We start from the raw sequence: 25,811 nt of genomic DNA, 5'->3' as shown, positions 1-25,811 counted from the left end.
TAATATAAATGGGGGGGTAAAACACTATGATTAATGTTAAAAATCTTTTTCATTCTTACAATAAGGATGGCAAGTTTGCAGTGAAAGATGTGAGTTTTGAAGTAAAAGAAGGAGAAATTTTTGGCTTCCTTGGACCTTCAGGAGCTGGTAAATCAACAACACAGAACATTTTGACAGGTTTATTGCAGTTACAACAGGGGGAGGTTTCAGTTGTAGGGTATGATGTGAAAACTATCTCAAACAAAATGTTTAATCAGATAGGGATGTCTTTTGAACAATCTAATGTATACAGTAAAATGACTGCTAAAGAAAATCTTGATTTCTATAGGAAGTTATTTGATGTAGAAACACGTGAACCAGAAGAATTATTAGAGTTAGTCGGTTTAGGAGACAAAGCGAATATTAGGGCAGGAGAATTTTCAAAAGGTATGAAGCATAGATTGACTTTTGCAAGATCTATGATAAATAACCCAAGACTTTGGTTCCTTGATGAGCCAACAACTGGTCTTGATCCGGCAATTGCTTCGGAGATTAAAGATATTATCAGAGAAGAGAATAAAAAAGGAGTGACCATTTTCTTAACAACTCATAACATGCACATTGCGGATGAATTATGTGACCGTGTTGCATTTATAGTTGATGGTGAGATTAAGCTAATTGATTCTCCTAGAAATCTTAAACTGCAATATGGTAATAAGCTAGTTGAAGTTGAGTACATTAAAGAGGGTGAAACAATAAAAGAAACTTTATCAACTATACAAGAAGAAGATATAAAGCAACTACAAGATATAATTGGAAAGTATGAAGTTCAGACAATGCATACGAAGGAGGCGACACTGGAAGAAATCTTTATCAAAGTTACTGGAAGGGGGCTTGAGTAGTATGAAATTATGGCATAGTTTTATTAAAGAACTCAAATTAGCTTCCAGAGGATACTACTTCTATATAGAGTTCGTTGTAGCCATTATCTTACTGGCAATATTATTAACTGTAGTACCTGAAGAGTTTGGGGGTAAAAAGACAGAATATTTGCACTTGAATTTACCGGAAGCTATAGTGCAGGAATACGAAAAAGAAATGTTAGCAGAAGACTTAGATGGAAAAATTGAAAAGGTAGAGATTAAAAGCAAAAAAGACTTAATACCAGCTGACCTATATGAAACAGAAAAAAAGAAAATCTATATTGTTAATAGCGAAGCAGAAGCACTTCAACTGGCAGAGACAGAGAGACCTCTACTTAGTGCAGTAATAAGTTTAGATGAAAAAGGGAAAATGCATTACAAGTATTATTTGCAAGGATATGAATCAGATAGACTTAAGAATTTATATCTGATTATTCATAATCGTGATACAAATGTTTTAAAAGAGAAGGTTGATAACCTGGAAGTTCGTTCTTTATCAACATCATATAATATACTTAGTGATCGACAAAATGTGGTTCCAGCATTTCTAACTTTTAACGGAAGTCTCATGGGACTATTTATTATAGCAGCATATATATTCTTAGATAAAAAAGAGGGGATTATTAAAGCTTATGCAATTACTGCTTCTTCAGTATGGCAGTATTTAATGAGTAAAGTCGGTGTAATTTTAGTAACCACTATTTTAACTAGTCTTCTTATAGTTATCCCAATAATGGGGCTACAACCTAATTATCTGTTACTGTTAGTACTCCTTATTACATCAGGATTCTGTGCTTCATCACTAGGTTTGTTAATTGCAAGTTTCTATGACAATATTATGAAAGCATTTGGAGTTATATATGCAGTTATGATAGCGATGCTATTACCTAGTATAGCATATTATGTTCCTAGCTGGGAACCAACATGGATTAAAGTAATACCTACGTATCCTTTAATTCAAGGATTTAAAGAATGTATAGTTAAAAATGGGGATACAACATACACACTAATGGCTTCAATAGGATTCTTAGTTGTAGGATTTATCATATTCCTCATTGCCAATAAACGATACAAAAAAACATTAGCGGCATAGTAGGAGGTGGATTTTTATGATTAAAAAAATATTTATGATATTTCTAAGAGATTTAAAAGTGAATACAAGGGATTTTTTAGCTCTTTATCTCATTGCTTTCCCATTATTATTTGCAGTTGGAATTAACTTGCTTACTCCAAGTATCAATGATACAACAGTTAAACTAGCCTTAATTGAAGGGGAAAACACAGACCAGGTGAACTATCTTAAAGAGTTTGCTAAGGTTGAAGTATTCAAAGATGCTGAAGCAGTAGAACAAAGAATTGGTAAGAGAGATGATGTTATAGGTATTTTACCAGATGGCGAAGAATATTATATATTAAAGCAGGGAAATGAGCATGAAGAAATTGTTAATTATGCAAAGTCACTTCTTGGCTTGTATGAATTGGATGCTCAAATAGAAAATTCTAACGCAGAAATAGTAGACCTTGGACGAAAAGTACCTCCACTTAAGAAACTTCTAGTAAACATCTCTATATTATTCATGTCAATCCTTGGAGCAATGTTGATAGCGCTTAACATTGTAGAAGAGAAAGTGGATAGAACAATTAGAGCAATACATTTATCACCTGTTTCTCGTAAAACTTATATACTTGGTAAAAGTTTGATGGGAGCACTGCTACCTATTTTTGGTACTATCGCAACTATTTGGATTACGGGATTCAAAGGTATCAATATTGGTCAGGTAATGATGATGGTATTTGTAGCAACAATATTGTGCATCCTTGTAGGATTTATTCAAGGGCTTAACAACGACGATGTAATGAGTGCCATGGGAAACATTAAGATTTTGTTCTTACCTATGGGAGCGGCTATAGCTGTTGCAGAATTATTAGGTGACAAATGGCAGAAAACCATGTACTGGAATCCATTTTATTGGGCATATAAAGGTAACGACGCTGTACTTGCACAGAGCGCTACATGGCAGCAGATTATTGGGTATTCAGCTATTGTTTTATTATTGAGTACTATTGTATTTATATATCTAGCACCAAAAATCAGAAAAGGTTTAGAATAGGAGGGGTTTTATGAACGTATGGGCTTTATTAGGAATTTTAGCACTCTTATATGCAGTAATGGTTTTTGTAATAGCAGCAAAGAAACCAGAAAAAATATGGAACATGAAGAAAATTGAAGGTTTTAAAAAGGTTTTAGGTGAAAAAGGTACAGTAATATTCTTCTATATTTGGGGTGCAGCTTTTGTTGTGTTAGGTGTATGGTTATTAATGAAATAATAATTCAAGATATATTAAATCAAGATATATTAAATCCATATTATGAAGTGATTGTATTATTAAGGCTGACTCTTGAAAATATCAGGAGTCAGCTCTTTTTTAGCTTTCACATTATTTATATTCGTTTTGTTGTGCCATTGCTTCTTCTATAATTTCTTTTTTGACATTATTAAGAGTTTCTATTCTTCTATCATTTTTTGCTTCTAATGCGCTTTTCATTTCTTCATCATTTGTCTTTTTTATCATTTCTTCAGTCTCATGAAAATTTTCTAGTGTCTTTTCAACTTTATATTCAATTGTATCTACATTATTTGTTCTGTGATCTTTAGTGCTCTTCATAGTTTTCTCTCCTTTGTTGAACTTATATTTTTGGTGTGTTTTAATATATAAACACCATATATTTTATTATTTCTATAACTATAGTTGTTATTCAATAAAATGATTTACATGATTAATTGAGTACTACCATCCCCAAATTTTAATAGAATGTTATAAGGTCTATAATAATTGCAGAACTACGGGAATTTTCTTAATGATATCCTCTTTAGAATTGTAGAATTTTTACGATAATATTGATTGAGCTTATTATATACAAAGGAGAAAAAATAATGAAAAAAACTCGTAGTATAAAAACCAATATGATATTATACTTTAGTATTTTACTAATAGTTGTTTGTGGTGGACTTGGGAGTATATCTTATAATGTAGCAAAAAAAGCATTATCAAACACTGTAAAATTAACCTTATCAGAAACCACAAAGCAAGCTGCGCTAACAATCGAAATGTCTCTAAATGGAAAACTTAAACTCCTTGAACAATTGGCAGATAACTCACTAATTGAAGATGAGACAGTACAACTTGAGGATAAATTAAAGATGCTTTCTAGAGAAGTAGAAAGAAATGGTTATTTAAGGATGGGAATTGGTGATCTAGAGGGTAATTTTAAATTCACAGATGGCGGTGAAGTAAATTTAAAAGAGGTAAATGATTTTAAACAAGCTATTTCAGGTATAAGCAATATATCAGATCCATTAATTAGCGAATTTGATAATGCACAGGTAGTAGTATTCACAGTACCTATTGAGAAAGAGGGAAAAGTAATTGGTGTATTACTAGCGGACACAAATGGAAATAATCTTAGTGCTATAACTAATAATATAAAAATAGGTGAAACAAGTAGTGCATTTATGTTAAATAAAGAAGGAACATGCATTGCAGATAAAGTAGAAAAGTTTGTTATGGAACAAAACAACAATGTAAAAATATATGAGAGTGATCCTTCTCTTAAAAATGATGTTGAATTTAAAGCATTGGTTGATATAGAAAGAAAGATGATAGCAGGTGAAAAAGGAACTGAAGAATATACTTTTAATGGAACTTCTAAATATTTAGCGTATGTGCCTATTAAAAGTACAGGTTGGTCTTTAGGTGTATCTGTAAGTAAGAAGGAAATATTGTCTGAACTAAATACATTAAATTTCTTTTTAATCATTTCTGCCATCGTTGCCATAATAATTGGAATTATTGTTACCCTTATTATTACTAGAATGATTATTGAGCCAATAAAGGTAGTTATAAAAAATCTAAATAGAATTGCAAATGGAGACTTGACTCAAAAAATACCTGATAAATACATAAATAAAGACAATGAAATAGGAGCAATGTCAAAAGCTGTTACTCAGATGCAAGACTCTATAAAAACTATAATTTTTAATATAAAAGAAACTTCAAGTGATATTGATGTACAATCAGAAAACTTATCATCTGCATCGCAATCTATGACAGTTTCATCTGAAAATGTATCTTCATCTATTGAAATGGCAGCAAATGGTGCAAGTCAACAGGCAGAAGAGTTAATGAATATTACTGAAATTCTAAATGAATTTAGTTGTCAGCTTGGTGAGATAGTAAGTTCTATAGAAAATATACGTTCAAACAACACTGATATTAAAACTATGGCAGATAAAAGCAACAAAGATATGGAACATGTAATAAACTCTGTAGAACAAGTAAATACAGCCTTTAGTAATCTTCTTATGAAGATTAAAAATGTTGGAGAAAATATATCAAGAATAAATGAAATAACAGATTTAATTAATAATATAGCAGAGCAAACCAATTTATTAGCTTTAAATGCAGCAATTGAAGCTGCAAGAGCTGGTGAAGCTGGAAAAGGATTTTCTGTAGTTGCAGAAGAAATAAGAAAACTAGCAGAACAAAGTAAGGAGTCATCTAATAATATTGCTGATATAGTTAGAAATACTTCAGAGGATACAAAAGCAATGATTACTACTACTGAAATAGTTAACAATGAACTAAAAGATCAAAAGGAAAATATTGATATAGCTATTAATTCTTTTGATAAAATAACAAAAGCAGTTGATGAAATAACTCCTAAAATCGAAGATACAAACACTTCAGCCACTGAGTTAGGTGATAAGAATAATATTATATTAGAAAAAGTAGAAGAAACTGCAGCTATTGCAGAGGAAATATCTGCTTCGTCAATTGAAATCATTAACTCAACTGAAGAAATGAATTCATCTACTGAATCAGTTAACGATTCATCTCAATTATTAAGTAGCATGACTAAAGAAATGTTGGAGCAAGTTAATCAATTTAAAATCCAATCTAAATAAAACTAACTTTGGACTAAAAGTTAAATAAATATTAGAAATATTGGAACAGGTGGATTCATAAGACAATCTAGAAAAGACCATGAAGAAGTAAATTCTCATGGTCTTTTATGTGTTATTTTATACTTTTAAAGTAAACTTTTAGCATAGTTATTAACTCTATCAGATGGATCATCTAAAAAGTCATTTATAAATTCTTTACCTAATGAAGTACCAGATGCTAATTCCAATGCTTTTATACGAGTGTCTATGTTCATTTCTTTTATATGTTCAGAAGGATTATAAATCTTTAGATATTCAGAGAAAGCTTCATAATCACCATACTTAACTAAGAATGAGCTTATTAGATTATATTCTACTTTATGATTTATTAATAACTCTAAGTAATCTACAGGTTCAACATTATACCTATCATAAGCAGCAGAGATACTCTCCAAACCAAATTGGAAAATATAATCAAATAGTCTATTTCTTTTTGTTTCATCCAGAGCCCATAAGTTTTCAGTAAAACCTGATATAGGTGATAAATCTTCAATAATCGATTTAGTATAATCTAACTCAGTTAGTTCTATATTACCTTCTATAAAGTCAATTAAATCATTAGAGATTGAATGAATCTCTTCATTTGATACATTAGTGCTATTTACATGTGATTCTTTGATTAACATCGGAATATATCCGTAGAAAATTTTAGCTTGACCATCTATCACAATACTATCATCCTTTTCAGTAACTTCTTCATAGAATCTAGTTTGATTAGAAACTGGCAGCAATGATAGAGCCTTTTCAATATCTTCTCTTGTATCAACTTTTATAAAGCTAAAACCACTATTTTCTTCATCGTCTATATATGCTTGTACAAGAGCATCATAACGAGGATCATCATTATCTAAGAGTTCCCAAGCTAAGTAGCTGCTTTTATCCTTTGAGATTTTTTTCATATCTCTTTCAAAATCATACCAATAATCAACATTGTCCAGCTTACTCCTGTATGAACTATGATATAAGTAAGAGGTAGAATTGATTACCTTAATTGGAGCTAATTCAAATAAAAGAGTGTATGCATTTTTATAAGCTTTAGAAGAAGGAAGATTGAATTTACAACTACCAAGATATAAAGCAGCTAATAAAATATTAATGGAATCATCCTCATAATCTGAGAATATTTCGTAGTGAATTTGAGGATCATCACTATTAATTTCATGTTCTAATCTAATCCTTAACAAATCAACAGCTTCTTCTAATTTAACAGGCTCAAACTTTGGATTCAGCAGAGATTTTTCTTCATCTGTCAAAGGTTCTTTACCCATCATTGCCTTCATCATCAATTCTCTAGGAGGCATAGGTTTTCCTTTGATATATTTTTTGACTGTTTCTAGTTCTTCATCTGTTAAGTCACTGTAATTTTTAATAACGTTCATTAGATTAGTAATAGCATTCTTTTCTACAAAATCAAGTAAGAATTTAGATAAATCATCCATTACTCTATTTTGATAATCTTTGTATAATAAATACATTGACATTACTATATTATGTGTTTTATTCAACAAACCTTGCTTATAAAGTTCAATCTGATAAGGTCTATTTAATAGATCTTTTGATAAACACATAGAAACCTCTTTTTCGTCTAAAATATCAAGAGCTTTTCCTTGAAATAAAGATAGAGCTTTAGATCTATCTTCATTGATTATTTCATAGATTCTATCAAGTTGAGGACTAAAAACTTCTCTTGAAGTACTAAAGTCAGCAATAAGTTGAGTTAAACTTTTCATAGAAGTTTCATCAGTGTTATGATATCTTTCTCGAAATGCAGAAGGTGTCATCACTTTAGAGGATGTTATAAGTTCAAATAGATCATATGAAAAAACAGGTCTACCCATAAGTCTATAAAAAATATCTAAAGCACATATAACAGCTTGTCTTCCTGTTGTATCATTTCCATTAATTGAAATAATCATTCCGTTATTTCGAAGGGCTTGATCTACATCATAATATTGCTCTAAAAAGCTTTCGAAAATTCTAGGGAATTCACCTTCTAAAGAGTCAAAGCCCCCTATGAACCAATCAAATTTCTTTGAAATTTTTAGCTTTTTATCTTTTGAAAGTTTGAGGATATCTACAGGTTGTATTTTATCTAAAATAGAATCATCTTCGCCATACATTATATAATTCCACATTTCTTCACCATTTTCAAAACCATTTAAAAAGAAATCCTCCCAAACAGTGTCATCTTCAAGAGCTTCTTCTGATTCTTTATCATATCTTTCCATGGAATCTTTATAAGGTTCAGCTAATGGTTTTCCAATGTAATCTTCAATTTCAGTCTGTAAATTATAAGCCTCATTATCATAAGTACCTTCAATGAAGATTTCTTCTAAATCTAAATCTTCAAAATCATAATAATCCTCATCGTCGCTAGTTCTTGAGTACAAAATTGATCTATAAAAATCTTCTACTGGACGATCAGTATAATCATCTTCTGTATACTGAAGATAGGGTTGTTCTTTAAAACGTTCTTTCATAAGTGTTTTAAATCTTTTATAGCGCTCAGGAGTTTCTTTAAAATATGCTTCAAGATCAAAAGGATTTTCTTCAGAGGACTGCCATCCTTTTGATAGGATAGACTGACGACCTTCTATATTATCACAATAACAAAAAGTCTTTAGTACATCATCTGTAAAACCTCTATCTAAATAAATTCTTTCTAGATATTCCATAACATAAGGAGCGTGTTCTGTATCCCAGTAAGGAATTATGTAGGCACCTATTAAATATGTATACTCATGATATTTTTCTGCTAACATATATACTGGATCAATACCAAATACACCACAATCATCAGACCACATTTCCCAAGTATCATTATGTCGTCTAGAATAGTTTACGATTTCTTTTACTGTATCCACAATCTCTGATTTTAATTGAGGATGCTTTAAGCAATGAGAAAAAAATAATCCTTCAGAGCCAGTACTATTAAAATCTCTTTCTGTATAATAATCAGATTCTGAAATATTTCTGATTTTTTCAAGTATTTCAAGCTCTGCATGTTCTAATAAAAGGGGATGATCTTCACCATCTTCAACATAAACAAAATCTATATCATAAACTTGATGTATAACCACTTCATCTTGTTGTAATAGAACCTTATATTGCTTAAGAGCATCGGTTAGGGATGCATGATCATTTAGTTTGAATCGTATTCTTTGGTTTTTATCAAATTGTCCCATAGTTTCCTCCTTAGTTTTCAACTTTAATATATTGATTTAAAATACATTCATTTTGATAATATAAATTGAATTGCCACCAGCCACCATGCAGTTCTTCCTTTGTTTCTACTCTATAAATAAACTGATTCTTTTTATTATGAAAAGAAATATCATTCCAAGTTTCATCTATTATTTTACGACCATCTTTAACTAATGACACATTGCAGCTAATAGTAATATCTTCTTTAAACCAAAACGGGTTTAAATTGTAAGAAATACCGAAATAACTACCTAATTTGATTTTTAAATATTTCTTTTGAGGTTTTAAAGATGTATTAATTCCTTCAATGAAATTATCTGCCTTTTCATAAACTCCATAGTTTAAAACTTCAGTTTTTGAAGGCTCTTCTTTTGATTTAATTTCATTTTGCCAAATTAAATCAACATGATTGGGCAAATATCCATTTAAGCTATTAAAACATCCATCTGCTAGCGTTACCAAGTATTGAATTATTTCTTCTTTTGTGCAAAATTTAAAGTAGTTTTTATGAAAGAGAGCTTCAAATTCTCCGATTGTACCTCTTAATACATTTTGATTAAATCTTTTAGGATCTTCTTTATAAAAAGTTTCAAGAGCTAAGGTTTCTATAAATTCAAGTTCTTCTTCTTTTGAATTTAAAGGTACTGGATTTTTGTTTTCAAAGAAAACTGTTCTATATAAAAGCTCAGTTTCTTTTTCATTCCAAAGTAAAAATTCAAAAAATCCCTTTTCGTAATTTATAAAATCTCTTGGATTTATTGTCATATGATACGTTCCGGGATTTACATAGGTGCATTGTTCCACATCTGTCTCTACTACGTCATTAAATAATTCTTTAATAAATCTAGGATGATAAATAAGGCCATTTACTTTTCCTGACTCAATAGTAAATTCTATTCCAAAGGGCTTATCCATGTTTTCAAAAGGTACAAAGTCATATGCATAATAATTACCAATTTTAACATCTTTAATTTTAGTAAGAGCTCGATCTTCTATTAAGAATCTTTCTTTAATTAAAGGTTTTCCTTTAATTAAAATAGTTATTGTATAATTACCAGGACAATGTGGACACAATCTAATGTTATTAATCTGTCCATCAATACATGTTACTTTATGCTTAGTCATTTCTTCTCCCATTTCATTTATAGGGTGTTCTATTTTAATAGTCACCTCTGTTTCTTGGGGGAGCACTAACATGTATTTTAAATGAATTAATTCTCTGCTAGAACTTTTTTCTAAAACATAAGCTTTCGATTGAGCTTGAACTTGATTAATCTTTTTAACAGAAAGCTGTTTTAAAACATCTTGGATGTCCTCTACAGAATAATCTTTTTGAGCGTTTTCAAAGTAGCTTTCTATCTGATTTGAGGATAGATCCTTTTTATGTTTTTTTACAATAAGATTTTTGAAAAGTTTTAATTTCTTTGGCAAATTCAAAAAGAACTTTAAATCAAGTTGTGATAAAGCTTTTCGAATTTCTTCTTGGTCACAATAGATAAAAACCCCCAATGTATCATCTGTCCATTTTTCAGTTATTATATATTGTTTTAGAATGGGTATTATAAGTTCTTGAGATTCTTTTGGCCAATTTGGGTTAATGGCTCTACCTAAACAATACGACCAATAAGGATATGCAGTTGAAACAGCATAAATTATATCTAACCCTAAAATATATCCATCTTGAGTATTTAATAAGTTATAATCCACTTGTTTTAAAAAAGTACTCATAGCAAAGGCAATATCACTAGCTTCTTCTTCCATTTCTATTTCAATTATTTTCAATATAAAAACTAAATCACTTCCTAGACTTGGAATAGTTTCAGCTGATTTATTGTATAAATATGAACGCTTAAGTACGTCAGGTTTAAGTATCCCCTGTGTTATATCTTCAATTATGATATTCTTTGGATTGTTCAAGTAATAATCGCTTTTCAGAATTTTAATCCATTGCTCAATAGCTCTTGTAATTGATTCATATTGATTTAAATCAACTGAGATTTTTATTGACATAGTACACCTCTTTTCTTCATTTGTGTTTGTTTTATCCTAATAAACAACTTATTTATTATATATTAACGTACTACCATTTACAATCTATTTAACCTTATTTTACAATTTTATTTAACAAATTAATCCTATTTTTTTAGAATTATTGCCAAAATTAATTTGAGCTGAGAGTTTCCTCTCAGCTCAATATATAAAGTGAAACATGCGCAATTAAATTTAATACGGAATCATTTAAATTAAAAACTTAGATTTTATTAAAATTCTAATGAAGCGTACATTAAGGACGAATTAATGATTTGATGAATTAGCATATTTTAGAGTTAGCACTTCCACGGGATAATGCTAGTTGAAATGTTTTACTAATCATTTAGTAGAATATTTATTATTTAATCAATTTGGCTTATCTATTCAACTGTATAATTCCGTTGACGAACCGATTCACACTATTAAAGTAATTGCTTACAAGTTCTTTGAGTAATTCCCTATAACTTGTGCATATTTCATTTATATCAGTTTTATTAGAGATGCTTAGCTAAAAAACTTTTCAATGATTTCTTCTATAGAATCATGTATATCGTATTTTGCTGTAAAATCAACGGCTTCCTTTAACATAACTTGATCTATTTGTGTAGATATTTCATCTGTCTTTTTTAGTAGTTTTTTATTAAGTTCTTTCACTTTATTTCTATCATAATCAATTGTTTTAACTACATCGATAGAGTATTTATATGGGACTTGATTCCCTTCTTGATTAAAGGTGTAATCTAGTCCTTTCTTTTTTTCTTCAGATGACTTAGTAGTAACTAAGCTATTTAAAAAGTTTTGGGATAGAATTCTAAGTTTTTTGTTATACTCAAGAGCAGAATCTAAAGTTAAGTTTACTCCAAATTCTTTCCAATCAAGAGTGACTGATTTTTTTGCTTCATCAATAGCTAGAGACAGTTTTAATTTTTCATTAATAATATCATTAAGAAGATTAGCAACTCCATGAAGCTTAAAATCATCAATATCATATTGTCTTTCAGGAGTTGAGTCTATAATCTCATCTTCTGCATCTAAACATGCCTTGTTTTTATGATGAGTTTCTTTTGTTTTTATTAAATAACTATCTAAAGAAAATTCCAGTGTAAGGTCTAAAAATATTCTATCTAAAAAATTAGCATATCTACAAGCTTCCTTAATACTTAACATACAAACATCCTCCTGAATAATTGTTATAGTTTCAATAAGTTAATAATCATTAACACAGTATAATAAACGTAACAAAAAAAGAAAAAGTTGCACTTTTTACATTTTTTTATTAGTTAGCGTAACATAATAGATTGAATTAGTCAGTATTACTAGTAAAGTAAGCATAAAATGTAATATATTTGTACTAAAGACACATAAGTTTTATAATGTGGATATGTATTACAAAATCTTTAATATAAAAAATTACATACTGACATTAGTAATATAAAATTTTGTATGTAATATTGAAATATGGCAGACTAAAACTTATTATAAGAGGAGTGAAAATCATGGGGTTTAAAAATTTATTTTGGGCATTTATTTTTCTTTTTGATTTTAGAATTGGTGGTTTTGATATTTTACCAGATATTATTGCGTATATTTTATTTTACAAGGGATTAAATATGTTATCAGACAGGAATGAAAATTTTGATAAGGGTAAGGTATTGGCAATACCTTTAATTTTTTTATCAATCCTAGATATTTATCAAGTAAACATTCCAATCAGTGATATAGGAAATGTTTCATTTGGTGCATTATGGATTTTAATAGGAATAGTGCATACTATAGTCAATTTGATGATGATTTATAGAATTTGTATGGGTATAGCAGAGGAAGCAAGAGTAATTAATGATAATGATCTTGAATTAAAAGCTCATAATAGATGGAAGATGTATTTAATTATTAATATCATATTATTAGTATCTATAATTATACCTAGTTTACTAGGGGTGTTGTTTTTTGTGATATTTATTATTTCAATAATAAATTATATCTTAATGTTAGGATTAATGAATATGGCATCAAATAGGTTAGAATAAGATAAACTGTTGGAATGTAAAAAAATGGAATATTAATATGGTAATAACCTCTGCGAGTAGTTCTCAGAGGTTTGTTTTTTATGACATTAAATTGACACAATTTTATCTTATAGTTGGAGTAACATCATCTTCAGTTGAGGAAGTGTTAGCTAATATGTATTAATAAAGAGAAAAGATACAGAATAGACAACTCAATTTTGATGAAATCAATAATTTTTTATTGGGAAAATTAGCAAAAGAAAAAATGGAGGGATAGTATGAGTAATGTTTTTGATATGTTTAAATTAGATGGGAAAGTAGCACTAATAACAGGTTCTGCAACAGGTATAGGTCAAGCTATAGCTGTCGCTCTTGCAGAGGCAGGTGCGGACATAGTAGGTATATATAATAGAACATCACCTGAAGAAACAAAAAGGTTAGTTGAACAAGTTGGGAGGAAATACCATGCTATACAATGTAATTTAGTAAATGATTTATCAAAATGTCAACAAGTTATTGATGAAGTTGTAGAAAAATTTGGAAAGTTAGATATTCTTGTAAATAGTTCAGGATCTTCTTTTAATAAAAAACCGGAAGATATAGAATACTCAGAGTATGAGTTTATTATTAATTTAAATCAAAATTCAGTATTTTTACTATGTCAGGCAGCAGGCAAACAGTTTATCAAGCAGGGTACTGGTGGTAAAATTATTAATATCGCTTCACTGGCAACTTTTAGAGGTCAACCTAACGGTTTGCCTTATTCTGCAAGTAAACATGCTTTGGCAGGTATAACAAAATCTCTTGCTGCTGCATGGGCGGATAAAAATATCAATGTAAATGGAATTGCACCGGGACTTACTATAACACCAATGACTGAAGGAATATTGACTATGGATTCATTGAAAGAAGAGTTGATGAGTAAACTTCCAGCGAAGCGTTTCGGATATGCCGATGATATGAAAGGTATTGCTCTTTATTTAGCATCTCCTGCTAGTGATTTTTGTAATGGGGTAGTAATTCCCGTAGATGGTGGGCAGTTAGCTTGGTAAGTTAATGTGAGTTTGAGAATGAGTTAGGGGACTGTTACCTGACTCATTTTTTTTTGTTTCCACTTACTCATAAATATCTCCTCTTTCTATGAAGTTTAATGTCCACGTATTTATATGATAGCATAGGTGGTTAATGCTTATAAACATAAATTTCTATAAAATAAACACTTTAGAAATTAATAAGAAAACTTTAGAAAATTTTTATATTTGTTTTAGAGTCAGTTTATAGGTGGTAAGTATAATGAAATTACAGTAGAAAAACAAATAAATTCTAAAGGAGATATTATTATGAAAAAGAAAAAAATCGTCCAAATAGTAACTTTAGCATTAGCAGTAACAACAATTGCAACTACAGCTTTCGCTACATCAGTGAAACGTGAAGGATATGACATGTTTAAGAATTCATTCAAATCAATTAGGACAATGGACACAGTGACAAATAGTACAGTGAACATCACTGTAGATGTAGAAGATAATGGTGTTAATATTGTAAGTGTTGAGGGTAAAGTTAAAGCTGATCAAGAAGAGAAAAAAATGAGTGGAGTTTTCACAGTAGGCGTTGAAAATATAACAAAAGATATAGAGGTATATGCAAATGATAAAGAAAAGGTAATTGTCGATGTATTAGAGGATAAGTATTACAAAATTGATGAACCTACTGATTATAGAATAGATGGAATAGAGCACAGAGGAATGAATCATGAAATGATGGGAGAAATGACAGCTCAACAAGAGGCTTTACTTGATTACTTTATTGGGGATTACAAAGATAAATTTGAGTCTGTTGTAGGTGAAAATGGAAATAAAATAATTTCATTTAATCTTAAAGAAGATGAGATTCCAGTTCCAGTTAACCTTATGATTTCTGCAGCTACTTCAATAGAGCATAAAAATGAAGCAGACATAGAAGTGAGAGACATAGAGCTTAAAGGATTACCTTTATTTGAAGAACTTAATGAAGTAAAAGATATGCCTAAGTTAAAAGAGGATATTAAAGTTAAAGAAATTGGATTTAATATAACTTTAAATGAAGATAATCAAATGATTGGAACATCTTTCAGTATGAAAGTTGAAGGTAAAGATGAAGATGGATTGAACCATGATATGGTAGTTAAAGGTTCAGTTGAAATAGAAGGAATAGATGAATCAGTGGTAGATACTATTGATTTATCAGATAAGGAAGTAACTGTTATAGAGTGCCAAACTAATAAATAAGCACTTAAGATAAAAGTTTGGCACAACCATATGCCGAACTTTTATTTATTAGGAGGAGATATTATGGAATTATTATCAGTAAAAAATCTAACAAAATTATATAAGAATAACAGAGGAATCAAGAACCTTAACCTAACAATTAATGAAGGTGAAGTGGTAGCTCTTCTAGGGCCTAATGGAGCAGGGAAGACAACGGCTATAAAAAGTATCTTAGGATTTACAAATAAAACAAGTGGTGAAGTGAGTATCAATGGGTATTCATGTGAAACAAATATTGAAAAAGCTATGTTAGAAACAGGGATAATGGTGGGGAAGCCAGCCCCATATGAGTTTCTAACAGGATATAAAAATCTAAAAATTCATAGTGAATTATATAAGGATATTAATGAAGAAAAGATTGAAAGAGTTTTACAAGAGGTAGAACTAGTGCCATATAAAGATGAAAAAGTGGCTAATTATTCAACGGGTATGAAACAGAGATTATCTTTTGCAAAAGCATTGGTACATGAACCTAAGTTACTGTTAATTGATGAACCTTTTTCAGGTTTAGATATTGAAGGAAGGTCAATTATGAAAAAGTTGCTTAAGAAGTTGAGTTATGAAAATAATGTGGGAATCCTTATATCAAGCCATTTAATCAATGATATTAATGATATTGCAACAAAAGTTTGTATTATTCATGATAACCAATGGTTGGAGACTACCTATGTTGAAAATATATTTGAAAAATATAATAACCTTGAGGAATATTATCTTGATAAAGTGAAAGGAAAGGGGGTTTAAGGATGAAAAATATTATAATATTATCACAAAATGAATTTGAAAAGATTATAAGCAAGAGAAAAGCAAAAGTCTTATTAATTATATTGAGCATTATTGTAGCAGGTGCAGGAATTTTATTTTTCTATGGTGAAAATATGTTGAATTTGACTATAATGAATGGAAGTAGATTTCCAATATGGATACTTGGATTAATGATGGGATTTATATTACCTTTATTCACAACTATGATTACTGTTGATAGTATTTCAGGAGAATATGAAAATGGTACTATGAGTAATCTTTATGCTCTACCAGTGTCAAGACAATCAATATATTTAAGTAAACTTCTAGGATGTTTATATTACGTAGTGTTAATGTTGGGGACAACGATAAGTATAAGTTTGTTAATAGCTTTAATTACAGGAGGTTTTGGAGTTTTTGCAAGTATAGGAGCAATTATATTAACCTATATAAAAGCAATAATTGCCATGGGATTAGTAATAGCTGCTGTTAGTTTCATTGGATTGTGGTTCAAATCAAGTAGTATGACATTAGTAATAAGCATATTACTTTATATAGGAATGAATACTATGAGTATTTTCTTGGGTAATATAGGAAGTTTATTACCAACCACAATTATAAGATTATATGACAAAATGTTATTACCTAATTATGGATTATTATTGGTATATATGGTATCCTATTATGTAATACTAACAATTGGTGGAGTATTAAAATTCCAGGAGAAGGAAGTTTAAAAAATGTCTATTAGAACAAAATTAATTGTCACTTATATAGTTATGGTGATGTTATCAGCAATTCTCTTTATAACAACTACATTTACATTTATTACTATTTTTTTTGCTGATGTAGGAAGTACTTTAATTCATGATAAAAAGCCTGACGAAGTTGTTGTGGAAATTGTTGATTTATTTGTTGAGCTAAAAATAAAAGAAGAGAATAATCCTAGTATGCTCTTAGATAAGGAATATATTAAAGAGGTAAATGATAAAATTAAGGAATATTCTTGTTTCTTAACAGTTGAATATAACGGTGAATTCATTGATGTAGGTGGATTAAATTTGTCAAAGGACTTTTATAATAAGCTATTAAAAGAAGACAAGAGTTACAAATATAATTATATGAATAAAGATAAAGATAACTCCTTTACGTATGACAATAATATGTATAACTTTATAAAATATGAATTTACTTATGATAATAAAGTGATAAACTATTATTTCATTATAGATATGTCAGTTTTTAAAAATGTTCGTGGTGGATATGGAAAAATATTTACGTTCTTATTATTAGTGATTCTATTGATTGTAATAATACCTCTAACTTATATGTTATCAAAAGATATTATTAAACCTTTAAGAAAGCTAGAAGAAGGTGCAAATAATATTAAAGAAGGTAATTTGGATTTTGAACTAAAAACTAAGTCTAATAATGAGATTGGAAGAGTTATACAATCATTTGAAACTATGAGATGTGAATTAAAAAAATCTGTAGAGCAGCAAATTCAGTATGAAGAGAATAGAAAAGAGCTTATTTCAAGTATTTCACATGATCTTAAAACACCAATTACTTCTATTAAGGGATATGTGGAAGGTATAATGGATGGAGTTGCAAATAGTGAAGAAAAATTAGAAAAGTATCTACAAGTTATTTATAATAAATCGGAGGATATGGATCAGTTAATTAATGATTTATTCCTATTCAGTAGATTAGATTTAAATAGATTGCCTTTTGAGATGGATGAAATCCATATATATAGATTTATGGAAGACTGCATAAATGAACTAAGACTAGAATATTCAAAACAAAATATCATTATTAATTATAATAATAATATTAATTTTAATACGAAGGTAATTATGGATTCACAGAAAATTAAACGTGTTATTTTCAATATTGTACAAAATGCTATTAAATTTATGAATAAAGATGAAAAGGTTCTTATGATTGAATTAAGGGAAGAGGAAAAAATAAATATCCGAATAAAAGATAATGGTATTGGAATTGAAAAAGAACAGCTTTCTTTAATCTTTGATAAGTTTTATAGAGTGGATGAAGCTAGAAATACAAAAGCTGGGGGAACAGGTCTGGGATTAGCTATTGCCAAGCAGATTGTAGAGGCTCATAAAGGCGAAATATGGGCTGAAAGTGTGTTAGAAGAAGGAACTAGTATATGCTTTACATTGTCAAAAGTTGTGAATGAAGGAGAAAGTCATGAATGAGAAAATATTGATTATTGAGGATGAAATAAGTATTGCTGAGCTTGAAAAAGATTATTTAGAGATAAACGGTTATAAGGTTCAAATGGAGCATACAGGAACGGAAGGTTTAAATAATGCTCTTATAAATAAATATGATTTGATTATTCTTGATATTATGCTGCCTGATATTAATGGCTTTGAGATTTGCAAGAAGGTTAGAGAAGAAAGTAATGTACCTCTATTAATGGTTTCTGCAAGGGGAGAGGACATTGATAAAATTAGAGGATTAGGTCTTGGGGCGGATGATTATATAACAAAGCCCTTTAGTCCTAATGAACTTGTTGCTAGAGTTAAAGCTCATATTTCTAGATATAATAGACTTGTTGAAGAGAGAAATGAACCAAAAGAGCTGTCAATTAGAGGATTAAATATAAATTTAGAGGCTAGGCGTGTTACAGTTAATGAAAAAGAAATAATCTTAACAACAAAAGAATATGATCTTCTTTTATTTTTAGCTAAAAATCCAGATAGAGTATTCAGTAAGGACATTTTATTTGATCGAGTATGGGGTATGGATAATTACGGAGATATTGCAACAGTAACCGTTCATATTGGAAAAATACGCGATAAAATTGAAAAAGACACATCAAATCCTCAATATATAGAAACTATATGGGGAGTTGGTTATAGATTCAAAATTTAGGCTGTGTTTAAAAATAATGTTGAAATTGAAAATTCACTTATAGAGAATCCAGTACGAAAATTAATTTATACTTGTTCCAAAATCTCGACGTATCAACGAGTTATGGACACGTATAAATTAAAATTTGAGTTGGAATCTCTATACACTAAGGGTATAGTAATATTATATAAATGATTACGGAGATCTCGTTATGCTAAGTGTAGAGTCGAAATACATATAATTGTAGAAATTTGAAAAAAGTTACAAAATTAAGTATAATTAATAGGAAGTGTGCTAAATAAAAGTTCTAGATTTTGATAAACCTGTTAACATTAGTGATTTAGAGAAAGTTATAAAAGTAACAAAAATTACAAGTGAAACTTTCAAATTTTGTAAGGTATCTGACCCCTTAAAAAAATTGGAACAGTTTTTGTTGCTATATTAGACACTATCAAAATCCAGTATGAAAGGACATGCAAAATGAAGAACAAAAAAATAGTTTTACTCTTTGCCTTAATTGCAACAATAATACTTATTAGTACAGGATGTGCTAATAAAAAAACTTCAAAAGATGAAGTGATTAAAAACACACAAGTAATAAATAGCGCTGAAAACTCTAAAGAAAAAGAAGACTCCAGTAAAAAAACACAAGAAACCACCAACTCTGAGAACTCTAAGAAAATTGAAATTAAAAATCTAACAGAAATCCAAACTAAGAATTTATACAAGCTAGGTAAAATTTGGGGGTTCCTTAAGTATTATCATCCTGAAATAGCAAAAGGAAAATTAAAATACGATAATGAATTATTTGAAATTATTCCTGTAATACTTGATGCTGATACAAATGCTGCAGCAGATAAAGCCCTATCCCAATGGATTAATACATTGGGAGAAATAAAAGAATTTGAGACTGAAACTACAAATACTGATAAAGATAACATCAAATTATCACCTAATACTCAATGGATAAAAGATGAGAAGTTTTTAAGCAAAGATTTAATAAAACAACTGACAGATATTGAAAAAGCCAAAAGACCTACAACCAATCACTACATAAGTTTAGCTTATCGTATTGGAAATCCAGTCTTTAAAAATGAATTGGAATATCCTGATTTAGATTACACAGATAGTGGATACCTTCTTTTAAGCCTTTTTAGATATTGGAATATGATTGAATATTTTTTTCCATATAAATATATGATGGATGAAAACTGGGATGAGATTTTAGAAGAATACATACCTAAGATAATTAAGTGTAAAGATGAAGAAACATATATGCTTACACTTACTGAAATAATAGGAAAATTACAAGATGGCCATGCTGGTCCTATAGAAACATCCACTTGGGGATTACCAGATTTTTTTGGTTCTAATGCAATTCCTCTAACACTAGACTTTGTTCAGGATAAAGTTATTATTACAGAAATAAAAGAGAATTTCCTAAAAGATTCAAAACTTAAAGTTGGTGATATAATTACACAAATAGATGATAAAGATATATCAATTATAATTGAAGAACGAACAAAATACTTAAAGCCATCAAGTCTAATTCATCCTAATTTTATACTGAGTAAGTATCTATCTATAACAAATAAAGAGTCTGTAGAAATTACTGTTGAAAGAGAAGGGACTACTATTGTTGAAAAAGTAAACTGCATTACTTTAGCTCAATTTTCAGTAAAAAGCAAAAAAGATTCTCATAAAATAATAGGTGATAATATTGGATATATTTACTCAGGTGCATTAGAGAGTGGTGAAATTCATGATATCATGAAAGAATTTATGAACACCAAGGGATTAGTTATAGACCTGCGTTGTTATCCATCTGATTTCATTGTATTTAGTTTAGGGAACTACCTTATCTCTAAACCAACAGAGTTTGTTAAAATTACTAGTGGTAGCTTAAAACGTCCCGGTGAGTTTTCATTCACTGAAACTTTAACCGTTGGAGGTATGGGTAAAGAACATTATAAAGGTAAAGTAATAATAATTATAAATGAGAAAGCTATTAGTCAACCTGAGTATACAACTATGGCTTTAAGAGTTGCTCCTAATGCAACTGTAATTGGAGATAATACAGCTGGCGCAGATGGGAATGTATCCCATATAATTCTACCTGGAAAAGTTTTTACTACAATTTCTGGTATAGGTATTTATTATCCTGATGGAGAAGAAACTCAAAGAATTGGAATCGTTCCAGATATTAAAATTAAACCAACTATTAAAGGAATCAGAGAAGGAAGAGATGAACTTCTTGAAAAGGCTATAGAATTGATTAATGAATAACTTATTTTAATTAAATATTTGTAAAAAAAAACAAGGGAACCTCAATAGGTTCCCTTTGAAGTACCATAATATCAAGATTATTTTTAAACACAGCCTATTTTATATCAACTGACCGTTTTTGAGAAGACACCATAGTTATATTTTAAAATATAATGTGGAATTCCTTGATTTACATGAAATTAAAGGTTATTATAATTTCATTGATTAAGAAAGTCTAATAAAAAAATATCTAGTAAGAAAGAGGAATAATATAATGGATGGAACTAAAAGAGCAAACATTAAAATAGGTTCAAAAGTAAGAGTAGTACAAAAACAAGATCAACGTTCAGGAAAGTTAACAGAAGGTGTTGTTATGAAAATTCTAACTAATTCAGCTAGCCATCATCATGGAATTAAAGTTATGCTTGAGGGTGGAATTGTTGGGAGAGTTAAAGAGATAGTATAAGGAGACTAAAAAATGAAAAAAGTTTTATTTTTAGGCTTAGGGGCAATAGGTGCAACATTTGCTTCACAATTCGTCGATGCTGGCTATGATTTTACTGTTATTTGTGATAAAAAGAGAAAAGAAAGATACATAAAAGATGGTTTTATTGTTAATAAAAAAAGATATGATTTTAAATATGTTACAAAAGAAGAATATAAGGATATTGCAGACCTAGTAATAATATCTGTGAAATATAATGATTTGAGAGATGCAATAGAACAGTTGGATGGAATAATAGGAAAAAATACAATAATACTATCATTATTAAATGGTATTGATAGTGAAGATATAATTGCAAATAAATTTGGTTATGATAATTTACTTTATTCATTTGTAGCAAATGGAGATTCAACAAAATCAGGTAATGTAGTAAATCATTCAAATAAAGGAAAGATTGTTTTCGGTGAGAAAGATGGAAGAAGTACAAAAAACACAGATATATTAGTAACAATTTTTAATCAAGCTCAGATAGCTTATGATCTATCTCATAATATTCTTAGAGATATGTGGTGGAAATATATGCTTAATATCGGTCTCAATCAGACTACAGCAGTGTTAAAAGCTCCTTATGAGGTGTACCAAAAATCTGATTATGCTAGAGATTTAGCTAAAGATGCTATGAAGGAAGTAATTAAAATTGCAAATGTAATGGGTGTTGATTTAGGTGAACAAGATATAGAGAAAGCTTTTGATATGATAATGAAGTTAGCTCCAACAGGAAAAACCTCAATGTTACAAGATGTAGAGAGCAAGAGAATTACAGAAGTAGATATGCTTTCAGGAAGACTATGTGAACTAGGGAGAAAATACAATATTCCTACACCAGTTAATAAAATGTTATTTAATATGATAAAAACAATTGAGGGTATGTATGAATAGTAATAGTTGAAAATAATTTTTATGTGAGGGTGGGGTTTATATGAAAACGTTAATTATTAACGGTTCTCCCAGGAAAAACGGAGATACAATGACTTTAATTAATGAAATGAAAAAGTACCTTAATGGGGAAGTAGAAATTATAAATACATATTATGATAATATTAGTCCTTGCATTGATTGCAGATACTGTTGGGAAAATAATGGGTGTGCAATTAATGATGAGATGCAGAAAGTATATAGATTACTTAATGAAGTTGATAATGTAATCATAGCTTCTCCTATTTATTTTTCTCAACTTACAGGTAAACTATTAAGTTTTGCCAGTAGGCTGCAATGCTTTTTTGTTTCAAGATGCTTAAAAAAAGATAGTTATTTTCAACTCAAAAGAAAAAAGGGCGCTCTTCTCATTACTGGTGGGGGAGATGGGAGTCCAGAGCTAGGAATAAGGAGTGCAAATATCATTTTTAGACAAATGAATGCAGAATCAATTGGAACGGTTTCGTCTTTAAAAACCAATAAAATACCTGCAAAAGAACATACTGAAGCTTTGAGCAAAGCTCGTGAATTTGCATTAAGATTAAATGAATTAAATAAATAGAGGAGATACTGAAAGCATGAGTAACAAGGTTAGTATTAAAGAATTAAAAGATTGTATAGAATTAAGTACTGGAGAGTTGGAGGAGTTTGAGCCATATAATATATTTATTAATATAAAAACAGGAGAAATTGTCTCTGTACCAACAAAATTTATAAAAATGGTTGAGAATGGAGAAAAACCTGAGGGTATTAAAGAATGGGAAGAAGCGGATTTTAAAACAACAGAGGATATTGTTAAGAATAGTGAAGACTATAAGGATATTCCTACTGAGAATGAAATCAATGAATATGATATTATGAAAGAGTTTTGTTTTTCATATAAAGAGAATAAGATGAGGGAAGAGTTAAGCTCAGCTATTAATGGAGACAGTCCTTTACGTAATTTCAAAAATATTATCTATGATAAGGGTATTTATAATGAGTGGTATGAGTATTTAGATAATAAGTTTGTTGAGAAAGTTATAGAATGGTGTGAAAGAAATAATATAGAGTACATTTTGTAGAAATTAAATCCTTTGAAAAAACTCTAATAGAAAACTATCTATTAGAGTTTTTTAAAATTATATCTAGTAAAGACATTCTTAGTATACTAATCTTTTTTTAATCCAGCCCCACATAGAGGAAGTAGTATTTTACCAGTTAATTTATGATTATTTTCATTATAATAATTAAAGAATCCTGCAAAGGTTGCTGCAGTAGTGGGTTCTACATAAAATCCTTTTTCAGCTAGGTATTTTCTTGTTTCAATAATTTTATTTTCTGGAGCTGTAATGATTTCTCCTTTTGTAGCTCTAACAGCTTCTAATATTTGTTTTCCTCTCATTGGCTTAGCAATGGCGATTCCTTCAGCTAAAGTTCCTGCGTTTGTAACCTCATTAACAGATTGTTTTCCTTCATTAAAAGCCTTGTATATTGGGGCGCAATCCTCAGCTTGAACTGCAATGATTTTTGGTATTTTTTCTATTAAACCTAAATTAAATAATTCCTTGAATCCATAATAACAACCTAATAGTAAAGTACCATTTCCTACTGGAATTACTACAGCTTGTGGCATTTCTCCACCTAATTGCTCATAAATTTCATAGGCATAGGTTTTCGTGCCTTCATAGAAAAATGGGTTATAAACATGGCTGGCATAAAAACCTTCTCCATTTTCTACTGCATTTAAGGCTGCCGATGCAGTGTCTTCTCTAGTTCCTTTAACTATATGAACGTTTGCACCATGGGAAGAAATTTGTTTGATTTTTTTAGAAGAGGTTCCCTCAGGAACATAAATATCGCATTCTATTCCTGCTCTACTTGCATAAGCTGCTATGGAAGTGCCTGCATTTCCACTACTGTCCTGAATAACCTTATTTACTCCAAGTTCCTTAGCCTTGGCAATTAATACTGCAGCACCTCTATCTTTAAAGGATAAAGTAGGCATAGAATAATCAACTTTCACTAATAAATTGGGATTTTTCTTTTCTAGTGGTACAATAGGTGTTAACCCTTCGCCCATGGTGATATCTTTCCATAGGTCAAAATCATTATTAAAAGGAAGAGTTTTAATATATCTAAATAAACTCCATTCATTGTTTAATATATCTTCATTTGAAAATTTTAAATCAGGTTTTTCAAGGTTAAATAAACCACCACAGTCACATCTGAAAACTAGTGTTTTAGGATCATATTTTTTTCCGCACTCAGTACATATATAGTTTATACACATAACAATTCTCCTTTAAACTATTTTATAGTTGTATTTATCTAAAATAGATATAGGAAACTCCATACGAGCAGTCATTAATGGATCAACAATCTGGCATATTTTTAGCTCGCCTACTAAAGATAGAAGCATTCCTGCATCATGAACATCCATTTTAAGTTCATTGATTAGAAATTTATGCATGTTTATTGTTGCTTGCTTAGCAGCTTCATCTAAAGTTTTTCTAGATGAAATAGTCATAATATGTTCTCCATGAACTACCATCGGTAATGGAAAATGTTTATCTTTTATTACATGAACTTTAACTATAACTTCTCCGTCAACTTCTAATCCACATATAACTATTTCACCATCGCTCATAACAGCATGCAAATCTCCTATAGATAAAAGTCCGCCTTTAACATTTACAGGTAAAAATACTGTAGAACCTGTTACTATTCTTTTACAATCTAAGTTTCCACCGTGCATATCAGGAACGGTTGTTTGAATTTCTTCATTTTGGGGAGCTGTTCCAATTACTCCAATCATAGGATTTATAGGAATATGAATTTTTTTATTGAAAATGGCCTTATTATCTTTTATGGGTATAATCTTTGATTTTGGTGTATCAAAGAATTCTCCTAATACTCCGTTATTAGGGCGTGCAGCCATAACTCCTTTATTGTTAACTTTAATACCGATAATTTCAATTTTTAAAGTATCACCAACTTCTGCTTCTTCTATATACAATGGTCCAGTAGCAGGATTATTTAACTCTTTTTTTATAGTACTAAAT

23 protein-coding genes are annotated in these 25,811 nt (G+C 29.5%); 17 read left to right on the top strand and 6 right to left on the bottom strand.

The annotated features are described in order from the left end of the window. The first annotated feature begins 26 nt into the window (after positions 1 to 26). The 4 genes from KDK92_RS00875 to KDK92_RS00860 are packed head-to-tail and all read left to right on the top strand — an operon-like array spanning position 27 to position 3,230. Complete coding sequence (locus tag KDK92_RS00875; RefSeq protein ID WP_250857132.1) at positions 27 to 881, top strand: ABC transporter ATP-binding protein; 855 nt, start codon at positions 27 to 29, stop codon at positions 879 to 881. A gap of 1 nt (position 882) precedes the next feature. Beyond that, positions 883 to 1,995, top strand: a complete 1,113-nt coding sequence (locus KDK92_RS00870) for an ABC transporter permease (RefSeq protein WP_250857131.1) — start codon at positions 883 to 885, stop codon at positions 1,993 to 1,995. A 16-nt stretch (positions 1,996 to 2,011) separates the two neighbouring features. After that, positions 2,012 to 3,013 carry an ABC transporter permease gene (locus KDK92_RS00865; protein ID WP_250857130.1) on the top strand — a complete coding sequence of 334 codons (1,002 nt, stop codon included), beginning with the start codon at positions 2,012 to 2,014 and terminating at the stop codon, positions 3,011 to 3,013. 10 nt (positions 3,014 to 3,023) lie between these two features. Then, a complete protein-coding gene (locus KDK92_RS00860) occupies positions 3,024 to 3,230 on the top strand; it encodes a hypothetical protein (RefSeq protein ID WP_250857129.1) in 207 nt (68 codons plus the stop codon). Between the two features lie 111 nt (positions 3,231 to 3,341). Here KDK92_RS00860 and KDK92_RS00855 read toward each other — a convergent pair whose 3' ends face one another. Next, positions 3,342 to 3,569: a small acid-soluble spore protein Tlp gene (locus tag KDK92_RS00855; protein WP_250857128.1), complete on the bottom strand. Its 228-nt coding sequence runs from the start codon at positions 3,567 to 3,569 to the stop codon at positions 3,342 to 3,344. A 269-nt stretch (positions 3,570 to 3,838) separates the two neighbouring features. Between KDK92_RS00855 and KDK92_RS00850 the strand changes: the two genes are divergently transcribed. Then, positions 3,839 to 5,869 carry a methyl-accepting chemotaxis protein gene (locus tag KDK92_RS00850; RefSeq protein WP_250857127.1) on the top strand — a complete coding sequence of 677 codons (2,031 nt, stop codon included), beginning with the start codon at positions 3,839 to 3,841 and terminating at the stop codon, positions 5,867 to 5,869. A gap of 125 nt (positions 5,870 to 5,994) precedes the next feature. On the opposite strand, the gene KDK92_RS00845 is transcribed toward KDK92_RS00850, so the two are convergent. The 3 genes from KDK92_RS00845 to KDK92_RS00835 form a co-directional block, all read right to left on the bottom strand. Then, on the bottom strand, positions 5,995 to 9,093 hold the full coding sequence (locus KDK92_RS00845; RefSeq protein ID WP_250857126.1) for a hypothetical protein: 3,099 nt from the start codon (positions 9,091 to 9,093) through the stop codon (positions 5,995 to 5,997). A gap of 10 nt (positions 9,094 to 9,103) precedes the next feature. Then, complete coding sequence (locus tag KDK92_RS00840; RefSeq protein WP_250857125.1) at positions 9,104 to 11,122, bottom strand: hypothetical protein; 2,019 nt, start codon at positions 11,120 to 11,122, stop codon at positions 9,104 to 9,106. Between the two features lie 525 nt (positions 11,123 to 11,647). Then, entirely contained in the window at positions 11,648 to 12,310 is a 663-nt protein-coding gene (locus KDK92_RS00835) for a hypothetical protein (protein WP_250857124.1), read from the bottom strand. A 329-nt stretch (positions 12,311 to 12,639) separates the two neighbouring features. On the opposite strand from KDK92_RS00835, the gene KDK92_RS00830 reads away from it, so the two are divergent. From KDK92_RS00830 to KDK92_RS00775, 12 genes are all read left to right on the top strand, one after another. Then, positions 12,640 to 13,170, top strand: a complete 531-nt coding sequence (locus tag KDK92_RS00830; RefSeq protein WP_250857123.1) for a hypothetical protein — start codon at positions 12,640 to 12,642, stop codon at positions 13,168 to 13,170. Between the two features lie 257 nt (positions 13,171 to 13,427). Then, the gene (locus KDK92_RS00825; protein WP_250857122.1) at positions 13,428 to 14,201 is read left to right on the top strand and encodes an SDR family oxidoreductase; all 774 of its coding nucleotides are present in this window, start codon (positions 13,428 to 13,430) and stop codon (positions 14,199 to 14,201) included. Between the two features lie 288 nt (positions 14,202 to 14,489). Next, complete coding sequence (locus KDK92_RS00820; protein WP_250857121.1) at positions 14,490 to 15,416, top strand: hypothetical protein; 927 nt, start codon at positions 14,490 to 14,492, stop codon at positions 15,414 to 15,416. Between the two features lie 63 nt (positions 15,417 to 15,479). Then, entirely contained in the window at positions 15,480 to 16,199 is a 720-nt protein-coding gene (locus tag KDK92_RS00815) for an ABC transporter ATP-binding protein (RefSeq protein ID WP_250857120.1), read from the top strand. Between the two features lie 2 nt (positions 16,200 to 16,201). Further along, the gene (locus tag KDK92_RS00810) at positions 16,202 to 16,936 is read left to right on the top strand and encodes an ABC transporter permease (RefSeq protein WP_250857119.1); all 735 of its coding nucleotides are present in this window, start codon (positions 16,202 to 16,204) and stop codon (positions 16,934 to 16,936) included. A 3-nt stretch (positions 16,937 to 16,939) separates the two neighbouring features. Continuing rightward, positions 16,940 to 18,421 carry a HAMP domain-containing sensor histidine kinase gene (locus KDK92_RS00805; protein WP_250857118.1) on the top strand — a complete coding sequence of 494 codons (1,482 nt, stop codon included), beginning with the start codon at positions 16,940 to 16,942 and terminating at the stop codon, positions 18,419 to 18,421. Further along, complete coding sequence (locus KDK92_RS00800) at positions 18,414 to 19,103, top strand: response regulator transcription factor (RefSeq protein ID WP_250857117.1); 690 nt, start codon at positions 18,414 to 18,416, stop codon at positions 19,101 to 19,103. Before KDK92_RS00805 ends, KDK92_RS00800 begins: the two co-directional genes overlap by 8 nt. A gap of 459 nt (positions 19,104 to 19,562) precedes the next feature. Continuing rightward, positions 19,563 to 21,368, top strand: coding sequence for a S41 family peptidase (locus KDK92_RS00795; protein ID WP_250857116.1), 1,806 nt, complete (start codon positions 19,563 to 19,565; stop codon positions 21,366 to 21,368). A 253-nt stretch (positions 21,369 to 21,621) separates the two neighbouring features. Further along, positions 21,622 to 21,813 (top strand): YwbE family protein, encoded by a 192-nt coding sequence (locus KDK92_RS00790; RefSeq protein WP_250857115.1) that lies wholly within the window; start codon positions 21,622 to 21,624, stop codon positions 21,811 to 21,813. A 12-nt stretch (positions 21,814 to 21,825) separates the two neighbouring features. Then, positions 21,826 to 22,731: a ketopantoate reductase family protein gene (locus tag KDK92_RS00785; protein ID WP_250857114.1), complete on the top strand. Its 906-nt coding sequence runs from the start codon at positions 21,826 to 21,828 to the stop codon at positions 22,729 to 22,731. Positions 22,732 to 22,771: 40 nt separating this feature from the next. Beyond that, positions 22,772 to 23,329 carry a flavodoxin family protein gene (locus KDK92_RS00780; RefSeq protein ID WP_250857113.1) on the top strand — a complete coding sequence of 186 codons (558 nt, stop codon included), beginning with the start codon at positions 22,772 to 22,774 and terminating at the stop codon, positions 23,327 to 23,329. Between the two features lie 16 nt (positions 23,330 to 23,345). Continuing rightward, positions 23,346 to 23,831 (top strand): UPF0158 family protein, encoded by a 486-nt coding sequence (locus KDK92_RS00775; protein ID WP_250857112.1) that lies wholly within the window; start codon positions 23,346 to 23,348, stop codon positions 23,829 to 23,831. An 86-nt stretch (positions 23,832 to 23,917) separates the two neighbouring features. Here KDK92_RS00775 and thrC read toward each other — a convergent pair whose 3' ends face one another. Further along, positions 23,918 to 25,039, bottom strand: coding sequence for a threonine synthase (gene thrC, locus KDK92_RS00770; RefSeq protein ID WP_250857111.1), 1,122 nt, complete (start codon positions 25,037 to 25,039; stop codon positions 23,918 to 23,920). A 12-nt stretch (positions 25,040 to 25,051) separates the two neighbouring features. After that, the gene (locus KDK92_RS00765) at positions 25,052 to 25,801 is read right to left on the bottom strand and encodes an acetamidase/formamidase family protein (protein ID WP_338115238.1); all 750 of its coding nucleotides are present in this window, start codon (positions 25,799 to 25,801) and stop codon (positions 25,052 to 25,054) included. Between the last annotated feature and the right edge of the window lie 10 nt (positions 25,802 to 25,811).

Origin of the sequence: Oceanirhabdus seepicola, assembly GCF_023684385.1 — a bacterium.
In the GTDB taxonomy this organism is placed as follows: Bacteria; Bacillota; Clostridia; order Clostridiales; family Clostridiaceae; genus Oceanirhabdus; species Oceanirhabdus seepicola.
Note: the sequence above shows the minus strand (reverse complement) of the source record. Positions and strands in the feature narration are given on the sequence as shown.